The organism is Conyzicola nivalis (genome assembly GCF_014639655.1).
Classification (GTDB): Bacteria; Actinomycetota; Actinomycetes; order Actinomycetales; family Microbacteriaceae; genus Conyzicola; species Conyzicola nivalis.
Window position 1 is genome coordinate 1,902,878 of sequence record NZ_BMGB01000001.1, and the last position, 16,005, is coordinate 1,918,882.

Below are 16,005 nucleotides of genomic sequence, written 5' to 3' on the forward strand. Positions count from 1 at the left end.
GGGGCACCCGGGAGACCGGAGTGCCCCGAACGGCGCAAACCGATGGGTCGCGCTAGTCCGCGGGCAGCAGGCGAAGCGTGGATGACACGGCCTTCTCGCCCACGACCGTGTTGACGATGCCGGGGCCGTAGCGGTCGTACTTGGCGTGGTACGCCGCGTCGATGCCGGGGTGCGCGTCGGGTTCGACCCGCCCGAACGTGACGTCTTGCTCGACGCCGCCCGCGCGGATGCGGCCGGACCCGCTCGCGACCGCACGCCGGTACCACGGGTTGTCCACGCCGTACGCCGAGCGCACGATGATGTCGTCGCCCGCGCGCACCACCCAGATGGTCACGTACGGGCGCAGGGTACCGTCGCCGCGGCGCGAGGAGAGCTGCAGCTCCTCGGCCCCGCCGATGCTGCTCAGCTCCGAGTCTGTCCAATCAGTCATGTCCCGATCCAACCGCAACGCGGCGGTCGCGACCAGTGCCTGCTTGTGCCGGTGCCGCCTACGGGCGGGGCAGCAGGGTCGCGAGCAGGTCGCCGAGCGGCCCGGTCAGCTGCTCCTCGGACGCGGCGCTCAGCGGTTCGAGCTTGATCGACGACCGGAGCATCACGATGCCGAGGGCCGTCGCGATCACGACCTGGGCGCGCAGCAGCAGATGGTCCGTCGACTCGTCGCCCGCCCGCCATCCCGCAGTCGCAGCCAGCCGCTCGGTGAACGAGCCGAGGATGGAGCGTCTGATGTCGTCGGCCCGCTCGTCGCCCGAGGTGCGCAGGAGCAGCAGTAGTTGCAGCTGCTGGTCGTCGCTCGCCGAGGCGGTGACCTTGGTCAGCACGGTCTGCACGATCTTGTCGACCGTCATGTCGGGCGTTGACGGCCCGCCGAGCTCCTGGTCGACGCGCTCGAGGCACGCCTCGAACAGGCCCTCCTTCGAGGTGAAGTACCGGTTGATGAGGGCCATATTCACCCCGGCGTCGGCGGCGATGTCGCGCACCTTCGTCGCGGCGTAGCCGTCCCGGGCGAAGCGATACCGTGCGGCCCGCAGCAGCGACTGCCGGGTGTTGTCGGCGTCACGGGACCGTGCGACGGGTGAAGTCTCAGTGAACGCCGGTGTTCCGCTGGTCATGGTGGCCCTTTCGTTGCACTGCAACGGTACAGGGCGATGCGGCGCGATGTAAGCAGTCGCTGACTTATGGGGGTAGCATTCCTAAGTCATCAACCGTTTACATCAGCTCGGAGCCCACATGTCGAACACGATCGAGAGCCCACCCACGGGTTCGCTGCCCACGGTTCATCCGAACGGCCGCACCAAAAACAACCTCATCGTGCTGTACCTGGCGCTGGGCGGACTCGCCTTCGCCGTGCTGCAGTCGCTCGTCGCGCCCGCACTCACCACGATCGGCAACGACCTGGACGTCTCCACCGGCGACATCAGCTGGATCCTCACCGCCTACCTGCTGTCGGCCTCGGTGATGACGCCGATCCTCGGCCGCCTCGGCGACATGCTGGGCAAGCGCCGCATTCTCATCGTGGTGCTGGCGCTGCTGCTCGTCGGGACGCTGATGGCGGCCCTCGCGCCGAATCTCGGCGTTCTCATCGTCGCCCGCGTGCTGCAGGGTGCCGCCGGCGCCGTGATGCCGCTGTCGATCGGCATCGTTCGCGACGAGCTCCCCCGGGAGAAGGTGGGCGTGACCATCGGCCTGCTCTCCGCCATCTTCGGCGTCGGTGCGGGCGTCGGCATCGTCGCGGCCGGCCCCATCATCGAGAACCTGTCGTGGCACTGGCTGTTCTGGCTGCCGCTCGCGCTCGTCGTCATCGCGCTGCTCGGCGTGATCTTCGGCCTGCCGGAATCTCCGGTGCGCAAGCCGGGCCGCCTCGACGTCGTCGGCGCGTTCATCCTCACCGTCTCGCTCGTGTCGATTTTGCTCGCCGTCAGCAAGGGACAGGCGTGGGGCTGGGGCGACGGGAAAACGATCGTGCTGCTGGCCCTCGGGGTCGTCGCGCTCGTCGTGTTCGTGTTCGTCGAACTGCGGGTGAAGGAACCCCTGATCGACATGCGCCTGATGAAGATCCGCGGCGTGTGGACCGCCAACGTGGTGGCGCTCGTCTTCGGATTCGCGATGTTCGGAACGTTCGTCATCGTGCCCACCCTGCTGCAGCTGCCGGCCGAGACGGGCTACGGCTTCGGCAAGTCGGTCTCGGAGGCCGGGATCTTCCTGCTGCCGACGGTGCTGATGATGGTCGTGTTCGGCCCGGTCGCCGGAATCCTGGTGCGCAAGTTCGGCCCGAAGCCGCCGATGCTGATCGGCGGACTCGCGGTCACCGCGGCGTTCGTGCTGCCGGCGATCGCGCACGGTGAACTGTGGCAGGTCGTGGCATCCGGTCTGCTCACCGGAACCGGCATCGGCCTTGCCTTCGCGGCCATGTCGAACGCCATAATCGAGAGCGTGCCCGCCGAGCAGACCGGCGAGTCGAGCGGCGTCAACGCGATCGCGCGCACCATCGGCAGCAGCATCGGCACCGCCGTCATCGCCGCGCTGATCTCCTCGCACAGCACCCCGCAGGGACTGCCCACCGACGACGCGTTCACGATCGGCTTCTGGGTCTGCGCCGCGGTGGCCGTCATCGCGATCCTCGCCGCGCTGGCCGCACCGTCGATGCGACACCGTCGCGAGCAGGCGCTGAAACTCGGCGTCGCCGACTTCCCGGCCGACGCCGAGTAGCAGCGGTGGCCGCGGCCCTACAGGCGCGCGTGCGTCGTGCGGTCGCGGCCGAGCCGCTTCGAGTCGTACATGGCCTGGTCGGCCGCCCCGATGATGTCGTCGGCGGAGGCCGGGGCCTCGGATGAACCGTGCGTGACGATTCCGATGCTGGCGCTGAGCGGCAGCCCCTCGGCCGCCTCGAACGCGTCGCGCATGGTCGAGTGGATCCGCTCGGCGACGGCCTCGGCCTCGTCACCGGCGGTGTCGCTGCAGACGACCACGAACTCGTCTCCGCCGTACCTGCCGACCAGGTCTGTCGAGCGGACCGACGATGTGAGTCGTGCGGCCACCTCGCGCAGGATGACGTCGCCCACGTTGTGGCCGAGCCGGTCGTTGACGGCCTTGAACCCGTCGAGGTCGACGAACATCACCGACAGCGGGCCGGGTGGCCTCGAGTCGGGAAGCAGCGCGGTGCCGATGGCCGCGCGCAGTGATGCGCGGTTGACGAGTCCCGTCAGCGGGTCGTGCCGCGCCGCGTGGGCGATCTGCTCCTGGGCCCGCACCCGGGTGATCACCTGGCTCGCCTGCCGCGAGAGCGAGAGCACCATGTCGGCCTCGTGGTCGGCGACGGTGCGTTCGCGGGCGAAGAAGACGGCGATCACGCCCACGGGCGTCGTGTCGCTCATGATCGGGAACACGGCCAGCGTCTGCACCCGGGCCTCCCTCATGGCGGCGACGATCGACGGGTAGCGGCCGAGGTCGTCGTCGGTCGTGCCGACGACGACCGGGCGCTCCGACTCGAGCACGGTGAATCCGAGAATCTGCGTGTCGTTGACGATGAGGCCGTCGAGCAGATTCGTGCCCGCGATCACCTCGAGGCGGCGGTCGGAACGCGGCACGGCGACGCACGCGGCCGTCGCGACGAGCGCGTCCTCGACGATCGATGAGAGGCTCCGCGCGATCTGCACCTCGGTGTTGCTGTCGGCGAACGCGGCGGAGGCGTTCTGCAGAACCGTGATGCGGGCCGCGAGACTCTCGGCGTTGCGCTTGGTGGTCAGCAGTTCGCGCTCGTAGCTCACCCTGTTCGACGCGTCCAGGACACCGATGCGCACCTCGTGCCCACTACCGTCCGCGTCGAGAACCTTGGACGCGTTGATAAGGACCGGGAGTTGCGCCCCTGTCGCGGTCTCGAGCTGCAGGAACACCTCGTGTGCGAAGCCCTGCAGCCCCAGCACGGGCAGGTGCCTGGTCTCATAGAGCAGTTGCGAACCGGGTGTGAGCAGGTCGCGGAACGGTCGCCCGAGCACCCGCTGCTCGTCGAATCCGCCCCAGCCGAGCAGCGTCTCGTTGACGCGCACGACGACATCGTCGTTGTCGGTCACCACGTAGCCGAACGGGGCCTGCTGGTACAGCGCCTCGAAATACCCCGCGTCACGCGCGGCGGGGCTCACGGAAGGAAGTTCCGGATCGCGGCGACGACCTGCGCGGGTGCGGAGAGGTGCGGGCAGTGGCCGGTCACGGGCAGGATCACGAGTTCGCTGTCCGGTACGTGGTCGGCGACGTACCGGCCGACGCCCACCGGCGCGATCACGTCGTCGCGCGACTGGATGATCAACGTGGGCGCGCCGACCCGAGGCAGGTCGGCGCGGTTGTCCGAAAGGAAGGTCACGCGCGCGAAGTGTCGGGCGATCGTCGGGTCGGTGCTGCAGAAGCTGTCGCTGAGCTCGTCGCTCAGCTCCGGCTGATCGGGGGCGCCCATCATCGCGGGCGCGATCGATTCCGCCCAGCCGAAGTAGTTGGCGTCGAGCCCGTCGAGCAGGGCGTCGATGTCGGCCTGCGAGAAGCCGCCGGTGTAGTCGTCGGTGTCGATGTAGCGAGGCGAGGGACCGACCAGCACCAGCGCCCCGATGCGGGAGGGGATGCGGTTGGCGGCGAGCAGGCCGATGATGGAACCGACCGAGTGGCCGACGAGAACGACGTCGTTCAGGTCGAGCTGCTCGAGGATCTCGACGACGTCGCCGGCGTATCCCTCGAGCGAGTCGTACTTGCCTGGCCGGTAGGCGGAGAGGTCCGATCGGCCCGCGCCGACGTGGTCGAACAGCACCACCTGGTGGTCGTCGAACTCAGGCGCGACGAACCGCCACATGTCCTGGCTGCAGCCGAAACCGTGGGCGAAGACGATCGGGCGTCCCGTGCCCGAGACGGTGACGTTGTTGCGCGCCACCACGTCTACCTGCTCCCCCAGCACCGCGACCGCCCGTCCCCTAGTCCGCCCCGGTGATCCGGATCATCGCTAAGAATAGCGGACGCCGGTCGCCCGCCTCAGCAGTTCGAGCGACCGACTGCCACGAGCACTTCGTCGGACTTGCGCGCCGTGACCCCCGCGGCCGGATTGCTCGACGTCGCGGTACCGACGGCACCGCCCTGGCCGACCGCCACGCACGACGGTGTCACGGCCGCGAACCCCGCCCCGGCGAGGAGCGCCGCCGCCTCGTCGAGGGATGTGCCGGCCACGTCGGGCACCACGGCGAGCGCGTTGTTGCTCGTGACCACGGTGACCGTCGTGCCCCGCGCGACGAGGGCACCGGGTGCGGGGGACGTCGACACGACGGCGCCGGCCGGAAGCGTCGAATCGGCCTGGCCCCCGTCGGCGTACACGAGCCCCATCCCCTCGACGACCGATCTCGCGTTGTCGGCGGCGCCGCCCGTGAAGTCGGCCAGGGTGACCCCGCGGCCGGACACGAGCGCGGCGGCCGGTGCCTCGAACGCCCCCGGTGGATAGAGCGCGTTCGCCGCCAGGTTGATCGGCTTGGCGATCAGGTGACGGTTGTTGATGCCGGCCGGGTACCGCGTGAGGTTGTACTTTCCGCTCACGTTGCCGAACCAGACGGCCGTGGTCACCGTCGTCGTCGAACTCATCAGCCAGGTCTGGTCGAAGTCGTCGGTGGTGCCGGTCTTGCCGAAGATCGGCCTGCCGTCTTTCGGGTTGCCGGCGTAGCGCTTCATCGCGTTCTCCAGCGCGAACACGGTGGTCGCCGCCACCTCGGGCGAGACCGCCGGGGCGCACGACCGAGCCTGTCCCGGCAACGCGGTGCCGTTCCTGTCGGTGACGTTCTCGACGGCGACCGGCGCGCAGTAGACACCGTGGTTCGCGATGCCGGCATAGGCGGCCGCCATGGTGAGCGGCGCGATCACGTTGGTGCCGATGATCGCCGACGGGTTCGACCCGAGTTTGTTCTCAACGATGTCGGTCGTCGACGGATCGTCGACGTTGTTCGCGGGGTGCACACCGAGGGCCTGCGCGATTCGCTTGGTCTCGCACTGGTCGAGCTGGAGTCCCATCGAGACATACGCTCCGTTGATGGATGCCGCGGTCGCATCCATCACCGTGCGGTTTCCGCGCTCCCCCGACGAGTTCTTGAACGGCCACGGCCCGCCGAACGGCCCGTCTTCGATACCGCCGCCATCCGCGCTGTTCGCACAGGTGTTGGTGAACGCGGCCTGCTGCACCGTGCGCCCGTTGCCGTCGACGACCTCGTTCAGGCCGTGTCCGCTTTGCAGCCAGTTGATGAGCGTGAAGACCTTGTAGGTCGAGCCGATCTGGAAGCCGCGCGATCCGCCGTATTGCCGGTCGGTGTTGTAGTTGACGCTGGTCGTGCCCGGTCCGCCGCCGGCCGCCGAGTTGTCGAAGCGCGTGTTCTGCGCCATCGTGAGGACGCGTCCGGTGCCCGGTTGCACCGAGACCGCGGATGCGCCCAGCGCCAGCCGTGCCTCGGTAGCCGGCGCCTGCTTGGCGACGGCGTCCTGCGCCACGGTCTGCAGCCGCAGGTCGAGCGTCGTGTAGAGCGAGTACCCGCCGAGCACCCAGTTCGCCGTGCGCTCCTCGGCGGAGGCGCCGAGCGCGTCGAGCTCGGACACGAGGGTAGTGACGTAGTCGCAGAAGTAAGTGGCGTACGGGTCGGCCGCGATGCAGCCGTTGCGGTAAGGGGCGAGCACGACCGTCGTCGCGTCGACCGGTATCGCGAGGGCCTCGTCGAGCTGGGCCCGGTCGATCATTCTCTCGACGAACATGTTTTTCAGGATCACGTCGCGGCGTTCGCGGTTCGCCGCGTGATCGGCCGGGTCGTCGAGGCCGCGCGCACCCGGCCCCTGCACGATCGCGATCAGGCTGGCGGCCTGGGCGAGCGAGACGTCGAGCGCCGACACCCCGTAGTAGCGCTGGGCCGCCGCCTCGACGCCGTAGTTGTTCCCGCCGAAGCCGGCGATGTTCAGGTAGCCGAGCAGGATCTGGTCTTTCGTGTAACGCTTCTCCAGCCCGATCGCGAGCTTCATCTCCTTCAGCTTGCGGTCGAGCGTGGCGGCCTGCGCGGCGCGCACTCCCGCGGTCCTGGCCTCCTCGGTCGGCTCCCGCAGCGCGTCCTGGATGTAGATGTTCTTCACCAGCTGCATCGACAGGGTGGAGGCGCCGCTCTTCGAACTGCCGGCCGCGTTGCCGACCGCCGCCCTCACCACGCCCTGCAGGTCGACCCCACCGTGCTCGTAGAACCGCCGGTCTTCACCGGCCACGGCGGCCTGCTTGAGGAACGGCGACACATCTTCCCACGCCACCTCCTCGCGGTTCTGGTCGTAGACCTGCGCGATCTGCCGGTAGACCGGCGCTCCCGCCGCGTCGGTGCCCTCGATAGCGAAGATCTCGTTCTTCTGGGGTTGGGCGCCGATCTCGATGAACTCCGGCAGGCTGTCGAAGATGCCGACAGTGTTCGTCGCGGTGACACCCGTCACCGCGACAAGCGGGGTGACGAGCACGGCCACGAGCACGCCGGCGACGACCGAGAGCCCGGTGAAGCCGAGCAGGCCGCTCAGCAGGCGGCGCGGAGGGTGATTCTGGGCGCGCAAAGGAGACCCCTTTCAGGGATACGGGTGGAGTGTTGGCGGGCTGGCGCTGCGGGTTACCCGAAGGCCCCGACCACGGCGGTCGCGGCTTGGGCGATGAGGGCGTCGTCGCGGGTGGCGTCCGGGGAGTCGCGGGTCGAGAAGATCGCCACGACGATCGGCGCCGAGTCGGGCGGCCAGACGATCGCGATGTTGTTGCGCGCCCCGTACCCGCCGCTGCCGGACTTGTCGGCGACGACCCAGTCGGCGGGAACCCCGGCCCGGATGAGCGCGGATCCGGTCGCGTTGCCCGTCATCCAGTCGACGAGCACGGCCTGCTTCTCGTCGGACAGGGCATCGCCGAGGGCGAACTCGCGCAGGTCGGTCGCGAAGGCGCGGGGCGACGTCGTGTCGCGCGGGTCGCCCGGTACCGCGTCGTTGAGTCCGGCCTCCCAGCGCACCGGCTGCGTCACGTCGTCGCCGATCGCCGAGAGGGCGGCGGCGAGACCGGCCGGGCCACCGAGCTCGTCGAGCAGCAGGTTGCCCGCGGTGTTGTCGCTGTACCGCACGGCCGCCTCGGCGATCGCGCCGAGCGTCATGCCCGTCTCGACGTTCTTCTCGGTGACCGGCGAGTAGGTGATGAGGTCGGTGGCGGCGAACGACACGACGCGGTCGAGGTCGGCGAGGTCGTTCTGCTGCAGCACCGCGGCCGCGGCGAGCGCCTTGAACGTCGAGGCGTAGGCGAACCGTTCGTCCGCGCGGTAGGCGATCTCGCGCCCGGTGCCGGTGTCGACGGCGTATACGCCGAGACGCGCGCCGAACGACTGCTCGAGCGCGGCGAAGTCCGCGTCGTAGGGGGCGACCGTCGGCGTGGGTGCCGGCGTCGACTCGGTGGGGGCCGTCGATGGGGTGGCCGTGTCATCCGGATTCGAACACCCGGCGACCAGAACGGCGACCGCCACGGCGACGGCGACCAGCGGGGCGCGTCCGGCCCGGGTCATCGCGGCACCTGGTTCACGACCGAGGTGCTGAGGGCCGTGTATTCGAGCGGCGTGCCCGGGGGGATCTCGCCGAAGCCGCTGATCGTGACGAGGCGCACCCCGATGTATTCGCCGGTGGTCGGGTCGATGATGATCTCCTGTCGTGTGTCGCCCTCGGTGCCCTGGAGCCCAATGGCGGTTCCGACCCGGCCGTCGAGCGAGGCCTGCTGCTCGGTGATGACGACGGAGGGCATAAGCGCGAGGGCCTCGTAGAGGGCCGCCCGCAGGTCGGACTTGACGTTGCCGGCCCGCAGCAGGTCGACGACGTGGGCGAAGACGTTCTCGTCACTCGAGCCGGCCTGGTAGCGGAACTCGGTGAGGTAGGCGAGCAGGGCCGCGGGGTCGCGCGGCATGGCCGACTGGTCTTCGACCGGCCGGGTCGCGTCGGCCTGCTGCGACACGGGCACGGCGACCACGTCGGACTGGCCGCTCCACTCGCGGGCGGCGAACTCCTGGGCGCCGTCGCCGAAGAAGACCGTCGGCTCGACGTAGGTGGTCTGCGCGACCGGCCGCCCGGTCTCGTCTGCGGGCAGGTAGACCTCGCGCAGCTGGGATTCGAGGTAGCCGATCGTCGTCTCGACCCGGCCGTCGACCGTGGTGAGCGCGAGGTAGGAGGCGCTGGTGGCCAGCCTGAGGAACTGCCCGTCTCCCACCTCGGGGTCGTCGGTGGCCTTGGCGGCCTCCCTCAGCATGGTCGACGCTCCGGCGGAGGGGTCGGCCGGCCTTCCCGCGGGCACGACGACGGTGACCGCCGCGACGACCGCGGCGAGGGCCCCGGCAGCGAGGGCGCCGAACCCGACGCGGCGCACGATACGCGGCGCACGGTCCGGCTTCGCCGACCTCTCGGCGGCGGAGACGAGCATGAAGCGCATCGCGTTCACCTGCTCGGGGCGCAGTCTCGGGTCGCTCATCGGTGGGTCCCTTCGAGAGATTCGGTCAGTGTCATGGCGGGTCGGTGTGCCGCGAGATGGTCGGCGAGGGCCTTTTTGGCGAAGTGCAGGCGCGACTTCACGGTGCCGGCCGGAACGCCGAGTACCCGCGCGGCCTCGGCCACGGTGAGCCCCTCGATGATGCACAGCGTCACGACCAGCCGGTGGTGCTGCGACAGGGAGCCGAGGGCGGCGACCGCCGGCCCGTCGTCGAGCACCTCGGCGGGGTCCCGAACGTCGTCGGAGGGCGGCACCCGGTCGAGCAGGTCGCGGTAGCGCCTGGCCGACCGGGTGATGTTCTGGGCGGCGTGGGTCGCGGTGACCAGCAGCCACGGCAGCAGCGAACCGTCGACGAACCGCACGCTCGCCCGCTTGCGCCACGCCTCGAGAAAGGCGACCGCGACGACGTCTTTCGCGTCGTCGAAGCCGGGCACGAGGGCGAGGCTGTGCCGGAACACCCGGTGCTGGTGCCGGTCGAACACGGCGGCGAAACTCTCGCCGTCACCCGTGAGAGCCACCCGCCAGTACTCAGCGTCGGTCGTCTCGGTGGGCATACCTGTATTGTCCGGCACCGCCCGGAAGGTTCATCCGGTGTGCAGATTTTTAGAGAAGCGGCTTGCCGCCCGTCACGGCGATGACCGCACCGGACATGTAGCTGGCCTCGTCGGAGGCGAGCAGCACGAAGGCCGGAGCGACCTCGGCCGGCTGCCCGGCACGGCCGAGCGGGGTGTCGTCGCCGAAACTCTCCACCTTCTCGGGCAGCATCGTCGACGGGATGAGCGGCGTCCAGATCGGTCCGGGCGCCACGACGTTGGCGCGGATGCCCTTCGGCCCGAGCAACTGCGAGAGTGACGCGGTCATGTTCGTGATCGCCGCCTTCGTCGCCGCGTACGGCAGCAGCTCGGGCGACGGGCTGTCGGCCTGGATCGACGATGTGGCGATGATCGACGAGCCGCTCGTCATGTGAGCGCTCGCCGCCTTCGCCAGGTGGAAGTAGGCGCTGAGGTTCGTGGCGAGGGTGTAGTCCCACTCGTCGTCGCCGATCTCGTCGAGTTCGGCGTGCGTGCGCTGAAACGCCGCGTTGTGCACGAGCACGTCGAGGCGGCCGAATTTCTCGACCGCCGTCGCAACGATCTTGCGGCAGTGGGCGGGGTCGGAAATGTCGCCGCGCACGAGGACCGCGGTGCGGCCGGCCTCCTCCACGAGGAGGCGCGTGGCCTCGGCGTCATCGTCCTCCTCGAGGTAGCTGATCAGCACGTCCGCGCCCTCCCGGGCGAACGCGATCGCCACCGCCCGGCCGATGCCGCTGTCCGCGCCGGTGATGATCGTGGCCTTGCCGGTGAGCTTGCCCGAACCCCGGTACGACTCTTCGCCGTGATCGGGCACGGGCGTCATCGCCTCTGTGGTGCCGGGGGCGTCCTGCTGCTGGGCTGGTTGCGACATTGCGGTCTCCTTGGGTCGTAGTGCGTCAGCCCCAGTACACAACGGTGGGATTCGTGGACGCGAGGGCTCGACAACATCGCAATGCTGAAATACGGGACCGAGCGCAGGAGCGGTCTCCTCAGGCGAAGACGGCATCCTGTGGCAGAAGCTCCGGGATGGGCTCCTTGTCCGCTCTCGGATCAGCCTTCCGCGGGGCCGCGTCCACGTCACCCTCCGCGGCCGGCGGCCGCGGCTCGTCCCCGATCGACAGACCCAGGGCACGGTTCGCGCATTCGCTCATGGATTCGAGCCAGGCCAGGTTGATCGGGATCTCTTTGCTTCCCAGGAACTCGAAGTGGAAAGCGAGAGCGGGGTGGATCCAGACGGTCCCGTGCCCGCTGCCGTCGATCGATTTCTTCGCCCACGAGAATGCGAAGCACTCGTTTCGTCTGAGCTTGGTGAGGATGACGATCTTCAGATGTGCGAGCGTGCGGTCGTCGAGCTTGATCGGATACCGAGCGTCACCATAGTAAAACGTGCCCATTGTGTGCCTTCCGCCAGAATTCGGTGTGCACTCGCGGCGGGGTCTGGGCTACGGAACTCCTTCAGCCTACGCCCCCGCCTCCGCAGCGCGCTAACGGTGCGACTCTCGGTTGTGCACCACCGCCACCGGGCAGGGCGTGTTCAGCAGCAGGTCGTGGCTGACCGAGCCGAGCACGAGCCGGCGCAGGAATCCGCGACCATGGGTTCCGACGACGACGAGGTCCGCGCTCTTGGCCTCGACCGTGAGCGCCAGCGCCGCCCGGGTGTCGGCGGTGTGCGCCGAAATCGACAGCTGCGGGTAGCGCACGAGCAGCTCGTCGACCGACAGTTTCAGCGCCGTGTCGGCGGCTTCCCGCACGTCGTCGCGTGTGACGGGAGCGATGAGGTCGGAGGTGAGCAGGGCCTGCGGGATCGGCAGCGCGTGCACCAGCTGCAGCTCGACCCGCGAACGCGCGGCCTCCCGTGCGGCGAACTCCGTCACCGCGAAGTCGGAGGGCTCGAGCGCCACACCCGCGACCACGCCCTGACCGCTCGCTCTCCAACCCGCGGGTACGACGACGACCGGGCAGGCGCTGTGGGTGACGACGCGCAGGGGCAACGTGCCCGAGACGAATCCGACGACGACACCGGTCTTGTCGCTCCCCAAGACCAGCAGATCCGCGCGCTCCGATACCTCGACGAGCTCCTCCGACGGCGATCCCCACAGCATCGTGGTCTCGATCGGCACCCCGGGGAGCGCGGCGACGAGCGTCTCCCCCGCCTGCCAGAGCGCGTGTTCGTAGGCCTTGCGGTACTCGACCTCCGCGGTGTTCACCGGTATCCAGCCGAGCTCGGCCACCGTGACGATCTCGACCGCGAGGTCGGCCTCCGGCGCGCGTCCCCGTTCCCTCAACCAGCCGAGAACCGACTCGCTGATCCCCCGATTGTCAACGCCGACCATCAGTTTCTCGGACACGATTGCTCCCTGTCTCCGCGCGGACGATAATCGGTCCAACGCCAGGACAATGCTGCTGGTCCGCGAGGATGTGCGGCAGGGCCGAAAGTCCCACGGGACGTCGAGCGACACGCACGCGGCATCGCAGCTGGCAGCATCGCCGCGTCGACCGCGAACGGGTTGGAACGGTGGGAGAGACACGGGATCGCCTGGCCGGTAACGACACCGCGCTGCTCCCCCGCGACGCCACCCTCGAACTCCACCTCACGCTGCGGGAGCGCCAGCTGCTGAGGCTCATCTCGACCGGAATGACGAACCGGGAGATGGCCGACGAGCTCGGTCTCGCGGAGAAGACCGTGAAGAACTACGTGTCCGGGTTGTTCTGCAAGCTCGGCGTCGCCCGCCGCGCGCAGGCCGCCGTCGTGGGGGTCCGGCTTGAACGGTCTGCGCCGCGCGCCACCAGCGGCGCCGACGGCATGGGACCTTCGGCCCTGCCCGGAGAACGCGCGACGGTGCACGCTGTGGACATGCAGACGCACTCACACCCTCCAGACCCCGACCTCGCAAACACGATCGTCGTCGGTCATGACGGATCGCACGGCGGAGAGTCGGCGTTCGAACTCGCGCTGCGGCTGGCCGAACGGCTGGGTGCGACACTGCTCGTCGTGCGGGCCTGGACCATCGACACGGCCCCGCACGGCACGCTCGTGTCCGGCGGCTACGTCGCGTCGTTCGACGAGGCCTCGGCCAAAGTGGCGCGCATCCTCGAACGCGACGTGGCCGACCTCGTGACCGCACACCCAGGCGTCACGTTCCGGTTCAAGGCCAAGTTCGGACAGCCCGCCGCCGTGCTCATCGCCGCCTCGCCCGGCGCGCTGATGCTGGTCGTCGGATCCCGCGGGCACGGCGGGTTCTCCAGCCTGCTGCTCGGTTCGGTGAGCGAGCAGTGCACCCGCCACGCCCACTGTCCGGTGCTCGTGGTCAGACCCCGGGACCCCAAGGCCGGTGGCGAGCCGTAGGCCGAACGCAACGATCCCCGACCGTGACCGGTCGGGGAACGTCGTGCGGGCTCAAGCGAGCTTGCGCCGGTAGACGAACATCGCGAACCCGTAGGCGACGACGAGGATCCCGACGCACCAGGCGAGGGCCACCCAGATGTCCCCGCTCACCGGGCGCCCGGCGAACAGGTCCTGGATGGTGTTCACGATCGAGGTCACCGGCTGGTTCTCGGCGAAGGCCCGCACCGGCCCCGGCATGGTCTCGGTGGGGACGAACGCCGAGCTGATGAACGGCAGGAAGATCAGCGGGTACGAGAAGGCACTCGCGCCGTCGATCGTCTTCGCCGAGAGCCCGGCGATCACCGCGAGCCAGGTGAGCGCCAGCGTGAACAGCATCAGGATGCCCAGCACCGCGAGCCACGCTCCGAGGCTTGCCGAGGTGCGGAACCCGATCGCCAAGGCCACCAGCACGATGAGCACGAGCGAGAGGGCGTTCGCGAACAGCGACGTCACGACGTGCGCCCACAGCACCGACGACCGGGCGATCGGCATCGAGTGGAACCGCTCGAAGATGCCGCTCTGCATGTCGTTGAACAGGCGGGCGGCGGTGTACGCGATCCCCGAGGCGATCGCGATCAGCATGATGCCGGGCAGCAGGTAGTTCACGTAGCTCTCGCTGCCGGTGTCGATCGCTCCCCCGAACACGAAGACGAACAGCAGCAGCAGGGCGACCGGTGTGACCGCTGTGGTGATGATCGTGTCGACGCTGCGGGTGATGTGGCGCATCGAGCGGCCCAGCAAGACGGCCGTGTCGGGGAAGAAGTGGGTGCTCATGACTTGTCCTTTCTGGTTTCGGCCTTGGCGCCGGTACCGACCAAAGCGAGGAAGATGTCCTCCAGGCTCGGCTGCTTCTCGACGTACTCGACCTTTGCGGGTGGCAGGAGTTGCTTCAGTTCGGCGAGGGTGCCGTTGGCGATGATGCGGCCCTCGTGGAGGATGGCGATGCGGTCGGCGAGCTGTTCGGCCTCGTCGAGGTACTGGGTGGTGAGGAGGACGGTGGTGCCCCGGCCGGCGAGCTCCTTGACGACCTGCCAGACCTCGAGCCGCGCTTCGGGGTCGAGGCCGGTCGTCGGCTCGTCGAGGAAGATCACCTTCGGCTGGCCGATGAGGCTCATCGCGATGTCGAGGCGGCGGCGCATGCCGCCCGAATACGTCGACACCTTCCGGGAGGCGGCATCCGTCAGGGTGAAGCGCGTCAGCAACTCGTCCGCCACCTCGCCCGGGTTCTTCAGATGCCGCAGTTTCGCGACCAGAACCAGGTTCTCCCGACCGGAGAGGATCTCGTCGACCGCCGCGAACTGGCCGGTCAGACTGATGGACTCGCGCACGTTGAGCGCGTCGGCGGCGACGTCGAACCCGTTGACCGTCGCCGTTCCGGCGTCCGCCCGGAGCAGCGTCGACAGGATGCGCACGATCGTGGTTTTGCCGGCCCCGTTCGAGCCGAGCAGGGCAAAGATGCTGCCGGGCGCCACGTCGAAGTCGACGCCGCGAAGCACGTGCAACTCCTTGAAGGACTTCTGAAGGTTCTGCACTCGGATCGCCGGTTCGCGATCGCGTTCGGTTGTCATCTGTCTCGTTCCCTTCTTCTTTTTTTCGGATGTCCCGGGCTACCGGGCCCGTTGGATGGTGATATCGCCGAACTGGGTACGCGCCCGCACCGCGACGGCGGGCTCCGACTCGTCGGGGGCGCGGTCGCCGTCGAGCTGGTTGCGAACTCGACCGTCTTTGGACGACAGGTCGAGCCAGGCCGGGACGCCGGGCCGAATGCCGATGGTCGCCTGGCCGTGGCCGCTCTCCACCTGGATGGAACCGCCCGACACTTCGTGCAGCTTGATGGCGCCGTACGCGGTCTTCGCGGTCACGGAGGCGAGCGCCCTCGTGATCTCGAGGTCTCCGTAGGAGAGCTTCGCCTCCAGTTCGCCGCCGGACTCTCCGACCTGGATGCTGCCGTGCGACGCCTTCAGGTTCGAGTCGCCGGTGATCGAGCCGACCCGGATCTGGCCGTGGTCGGCGGTGATCTCGATGTCGCCGTCGGCGGCACCGACGGTCACGTTGCCGTGCGAGGCGCGCAGCCACAGGTCGCCGACGGCGTCGAGATCGACCGGGCCCATCGAACTCTTGATCCGGGTGGCGCCGAGGGTACCGACGGTGCTCAGGCCGCCGAGCGATACCTCCGCGGTGAGCCGGGAGCCCGTGGGCAGCTCGACCTTGACGTCGACGGACTCGGACGGGCCGATGATGGCGAAGCGGGGCTTTGGCCCCGTGACGGTGACCCGGTTGCCGTCGAAGTCGACCGTGGTCTCTTCGGCGCCGCGCCGGTCGGCGGCCTTCGTCGGGCTGGTGGGCGACACGGTCACTACGGTGTCGCCGCGGTCGCTGGCAACGATCTCGAGGAGACCGACCGGCAGGTTGACGGCGAGGTCGATCGGGCTGGGGGTGGTGAAAATGGGCATGCTGAAGCGTCCCTTCCTATGGGCGTGTTCGGTGGGCCCCGCGGGTGCGCGGGGCTGATGGATGCTGCG

General features: G+C 69.2%; 16 protein-coding genes. 2 read left to right on the forward strand and 14 right to left on the reverse strand.

Translation table 11 applies throughout. From position 1 onward, the window contains the following. Positions 1-52: 52 nt before the first annotated feature. Complete coding sequence (locus IEV96_RS09435; protein ID WP_188510366.1) at positions 53-430, reverse strand: DUF2255 family protein; 378 nt, start codon at positions 428-430, stop codon at positions 53-55. A 58-nt stretch (positions 431-488) separates the two neighbouring features. Continuing rightward, positions 489-1,109 (reverse strand): TetR/AcrR family transcriptional regulator, encoded by a 621-nt coding sequence (locus tag IEV96_RS09440; protein WP_229733196.1) that lies wholly within the window; start codon positions 1,107-1,109, stop codon positions 489-491. A gap of 118 nt (positions 1,110-1,227) precedes the next feature. Between IEV96_RS09440 and IEV96_RS09445 the strand changes: the two genes are divergently transcribed. After that, on the forward strand, positions 1,228-2,706 hold the full coding sequence (locus IEV96_RS09445) for an MFS transporter (protein WP_188510367.1): 1,479 nt from the start codon (positions 1,228-1,230) through the stop codon (positions 2,704-2,706). A gap of 17 nt (positions 2,707-2,723) precedes the next feature. Here the strand turns inward: IEV96_RS09445 and IEV96_RS09450 are convergent, their stop codons facing one another. The 9 genes from IEV96_RS09450 to IEV96_RS09490 all read right to left on the reverse strand — a co-directional run bounded on the left by IEV96_RS09450 (position 2,724) and on the right by IEV96_RS09490 (position 12,446). Continuing rightward, entirely contained in the window at positions 2,724-4,136 is a 1,413-nt protein-coding gene (locus tag IEV96_RS09450; protein ID WP_188510368.1) for a sensor domain-containing diguanylate cyclase, read from the reverse strand. Then, a complete protein-coding gene (locus IEV96_RS09455; protein WP_229733198.1) occupies positions 4,133-4,912 on the reverse strand; it encodes an alpha/beta fold hydrolase in 780 nt (259 codons plus the stop codon). Before IEV96_RS09455 ends, IEV96_RS09450 begins: the two co-directional genes overlap by 4 nt. Positions 4,913-5,007: 95 nt before the next feature. Beyond that, positions 5,008-7,581 (reverse strand): transglycosylase domain-containing protein, encoded by a 2,574-nt coding sequence (locus tag IEV96_RS09460; protein WP_188510370.1) that lies wholly within the window; start codon positions 7,579-7,581, stop codon positions 5,008-5,010. A 53-nt stretch (positions 7,582-7,634) separates the two neighbouring features. Next, positions 7,635-8,558, reverse strand: a complete 924-nt coding sequence (gene bla / locus IEV96_RS09465; protein WP_188510371.1) for a class A beta-lactamase — start codon at positions 8,556-8,558, stop codon at positions 7,635-7,637. Further along, entirely contained in the window at positions 8,555-9,508 is a 954-nt protein-coding gene (locus IEV96_RS09470) for a CU044_5270 family protein (RefSeq protein WP_188510372.1), read from the reverse strand. Before IEV96_RS09470 ends, bla begins: the two co-directional genes overlap by 4 nt. Continuing rightward, a complete protein-coding gene (locus IEV96_RS09475) occupies positions 9,505-10,080 on the reverse strand; it encodes an RNA polymerase sigma factor (protein WP_188510373.1) in 576 nt (191 codons plus the stop codon). Before IEV96_RS09475 ends, IEV96_RS09470 begins: the two co-directional genes overlap by 4 nt. 49 nt (positions 10,081-10,129) lie before the next feature. Beyond that, a complete protein-coding gene (locus IEV96_RS09480; protein ID WP_188510374.1) occupies positions 10,130-10,969 on the reverse strand; it encodes an SDR family oxidoreductase in 840 nt (279 codons plus the stop codon). Between the two features lie 118 nt (positions 10,970-11,087). Beyond that, positions 11,088-11,492 carry a DUF7882 family protein gene (locus IEV96_RS09485; RefSeq protein ID WP_188510375.1) on the reverse strand — a complete coding sequence of 135 codons (405 nt, stop codon included), beginning with the start codon at positions 11,490-11,492 and terminating at the stop codon, positions 11,088-11,090. 90 nt (positions 11,493-11,582) lie between these two features. Then, positions 11,583-12,446 carry a universal stress protein gene (locus IEV96_RS09490; RefSeq protein WP_188510376.1) on the reverse strand — a complete coding sequence of 288 codons (864 nt, stop codon included), beginning with the start codon at positions 12,444-12,446 and terminating at the stop codon, positions 11,583-11,585. Positions 12,447-12,613: 167 nt separating this feature from the next. Between IEV96_RS09490 and IEV96_RS16800 the strand changes: the two genes are divergently transcribed. Then, positions 12,614-13,444, forward strand: coding sequence for a universal stress protein (locus IEV96_RS16800; RefSeq protein ID WP_308419477.1), 831 nt, complete (start codon positions 12,614-12,616; stop codon positions 13,442-13,444). A gap of 51 nt (positions 13,445-13,495) precedes the next feature. Here the strand turns inward: IEV96_RS16800 and IEV96_RS09500 are convergent, their stop codons facing one another. Genes IEV96_RS09500 through IEV96_RS09510 form a run of 3 tightly spaced genes read right to left on the reverse strand, consistent with a single transcriptional unit; the run spans position 13,496 to position 15,936 of the window. Further along, positions 13,496-14,257, reverse strand: coding sequence for an ABC transporter permease (locus IEV96_RS09500; protein WP_188510378.1), 762 nt, complete (start codon positions 14,255-14,257; stop codon positions 13,496-13,498). Continuing rightward, entirely contained in the window at positions 14,254-15,051 is a 798-nt protein-coding gene (locus IEV96_RS09505) for an ABC transporter ATP-binding protein (RefSeq protein ID WP_188510379.1), read from the reverse strand. The genes IEV96_RS09500 and IEV96_RS09505 overlap by 4 nt, the downstream gene beginning before the upstream one ends. 39 nt (positions 15,052-15,090) lie before the next feature. Then, on the reverse strand, positions 15,091-15,936 hold the full coding sequence (locus tag IEV96_RS09510; protein ID WP_188510380.1) for a DUF4097 family beta strand repeat-containing protein: 846 nt from the start codon (positions 15,934-15,936) through the stop codon (positions 15,091-15,093). Positions 15,937-16,005 lie beyond the last annotated feature (69 nt).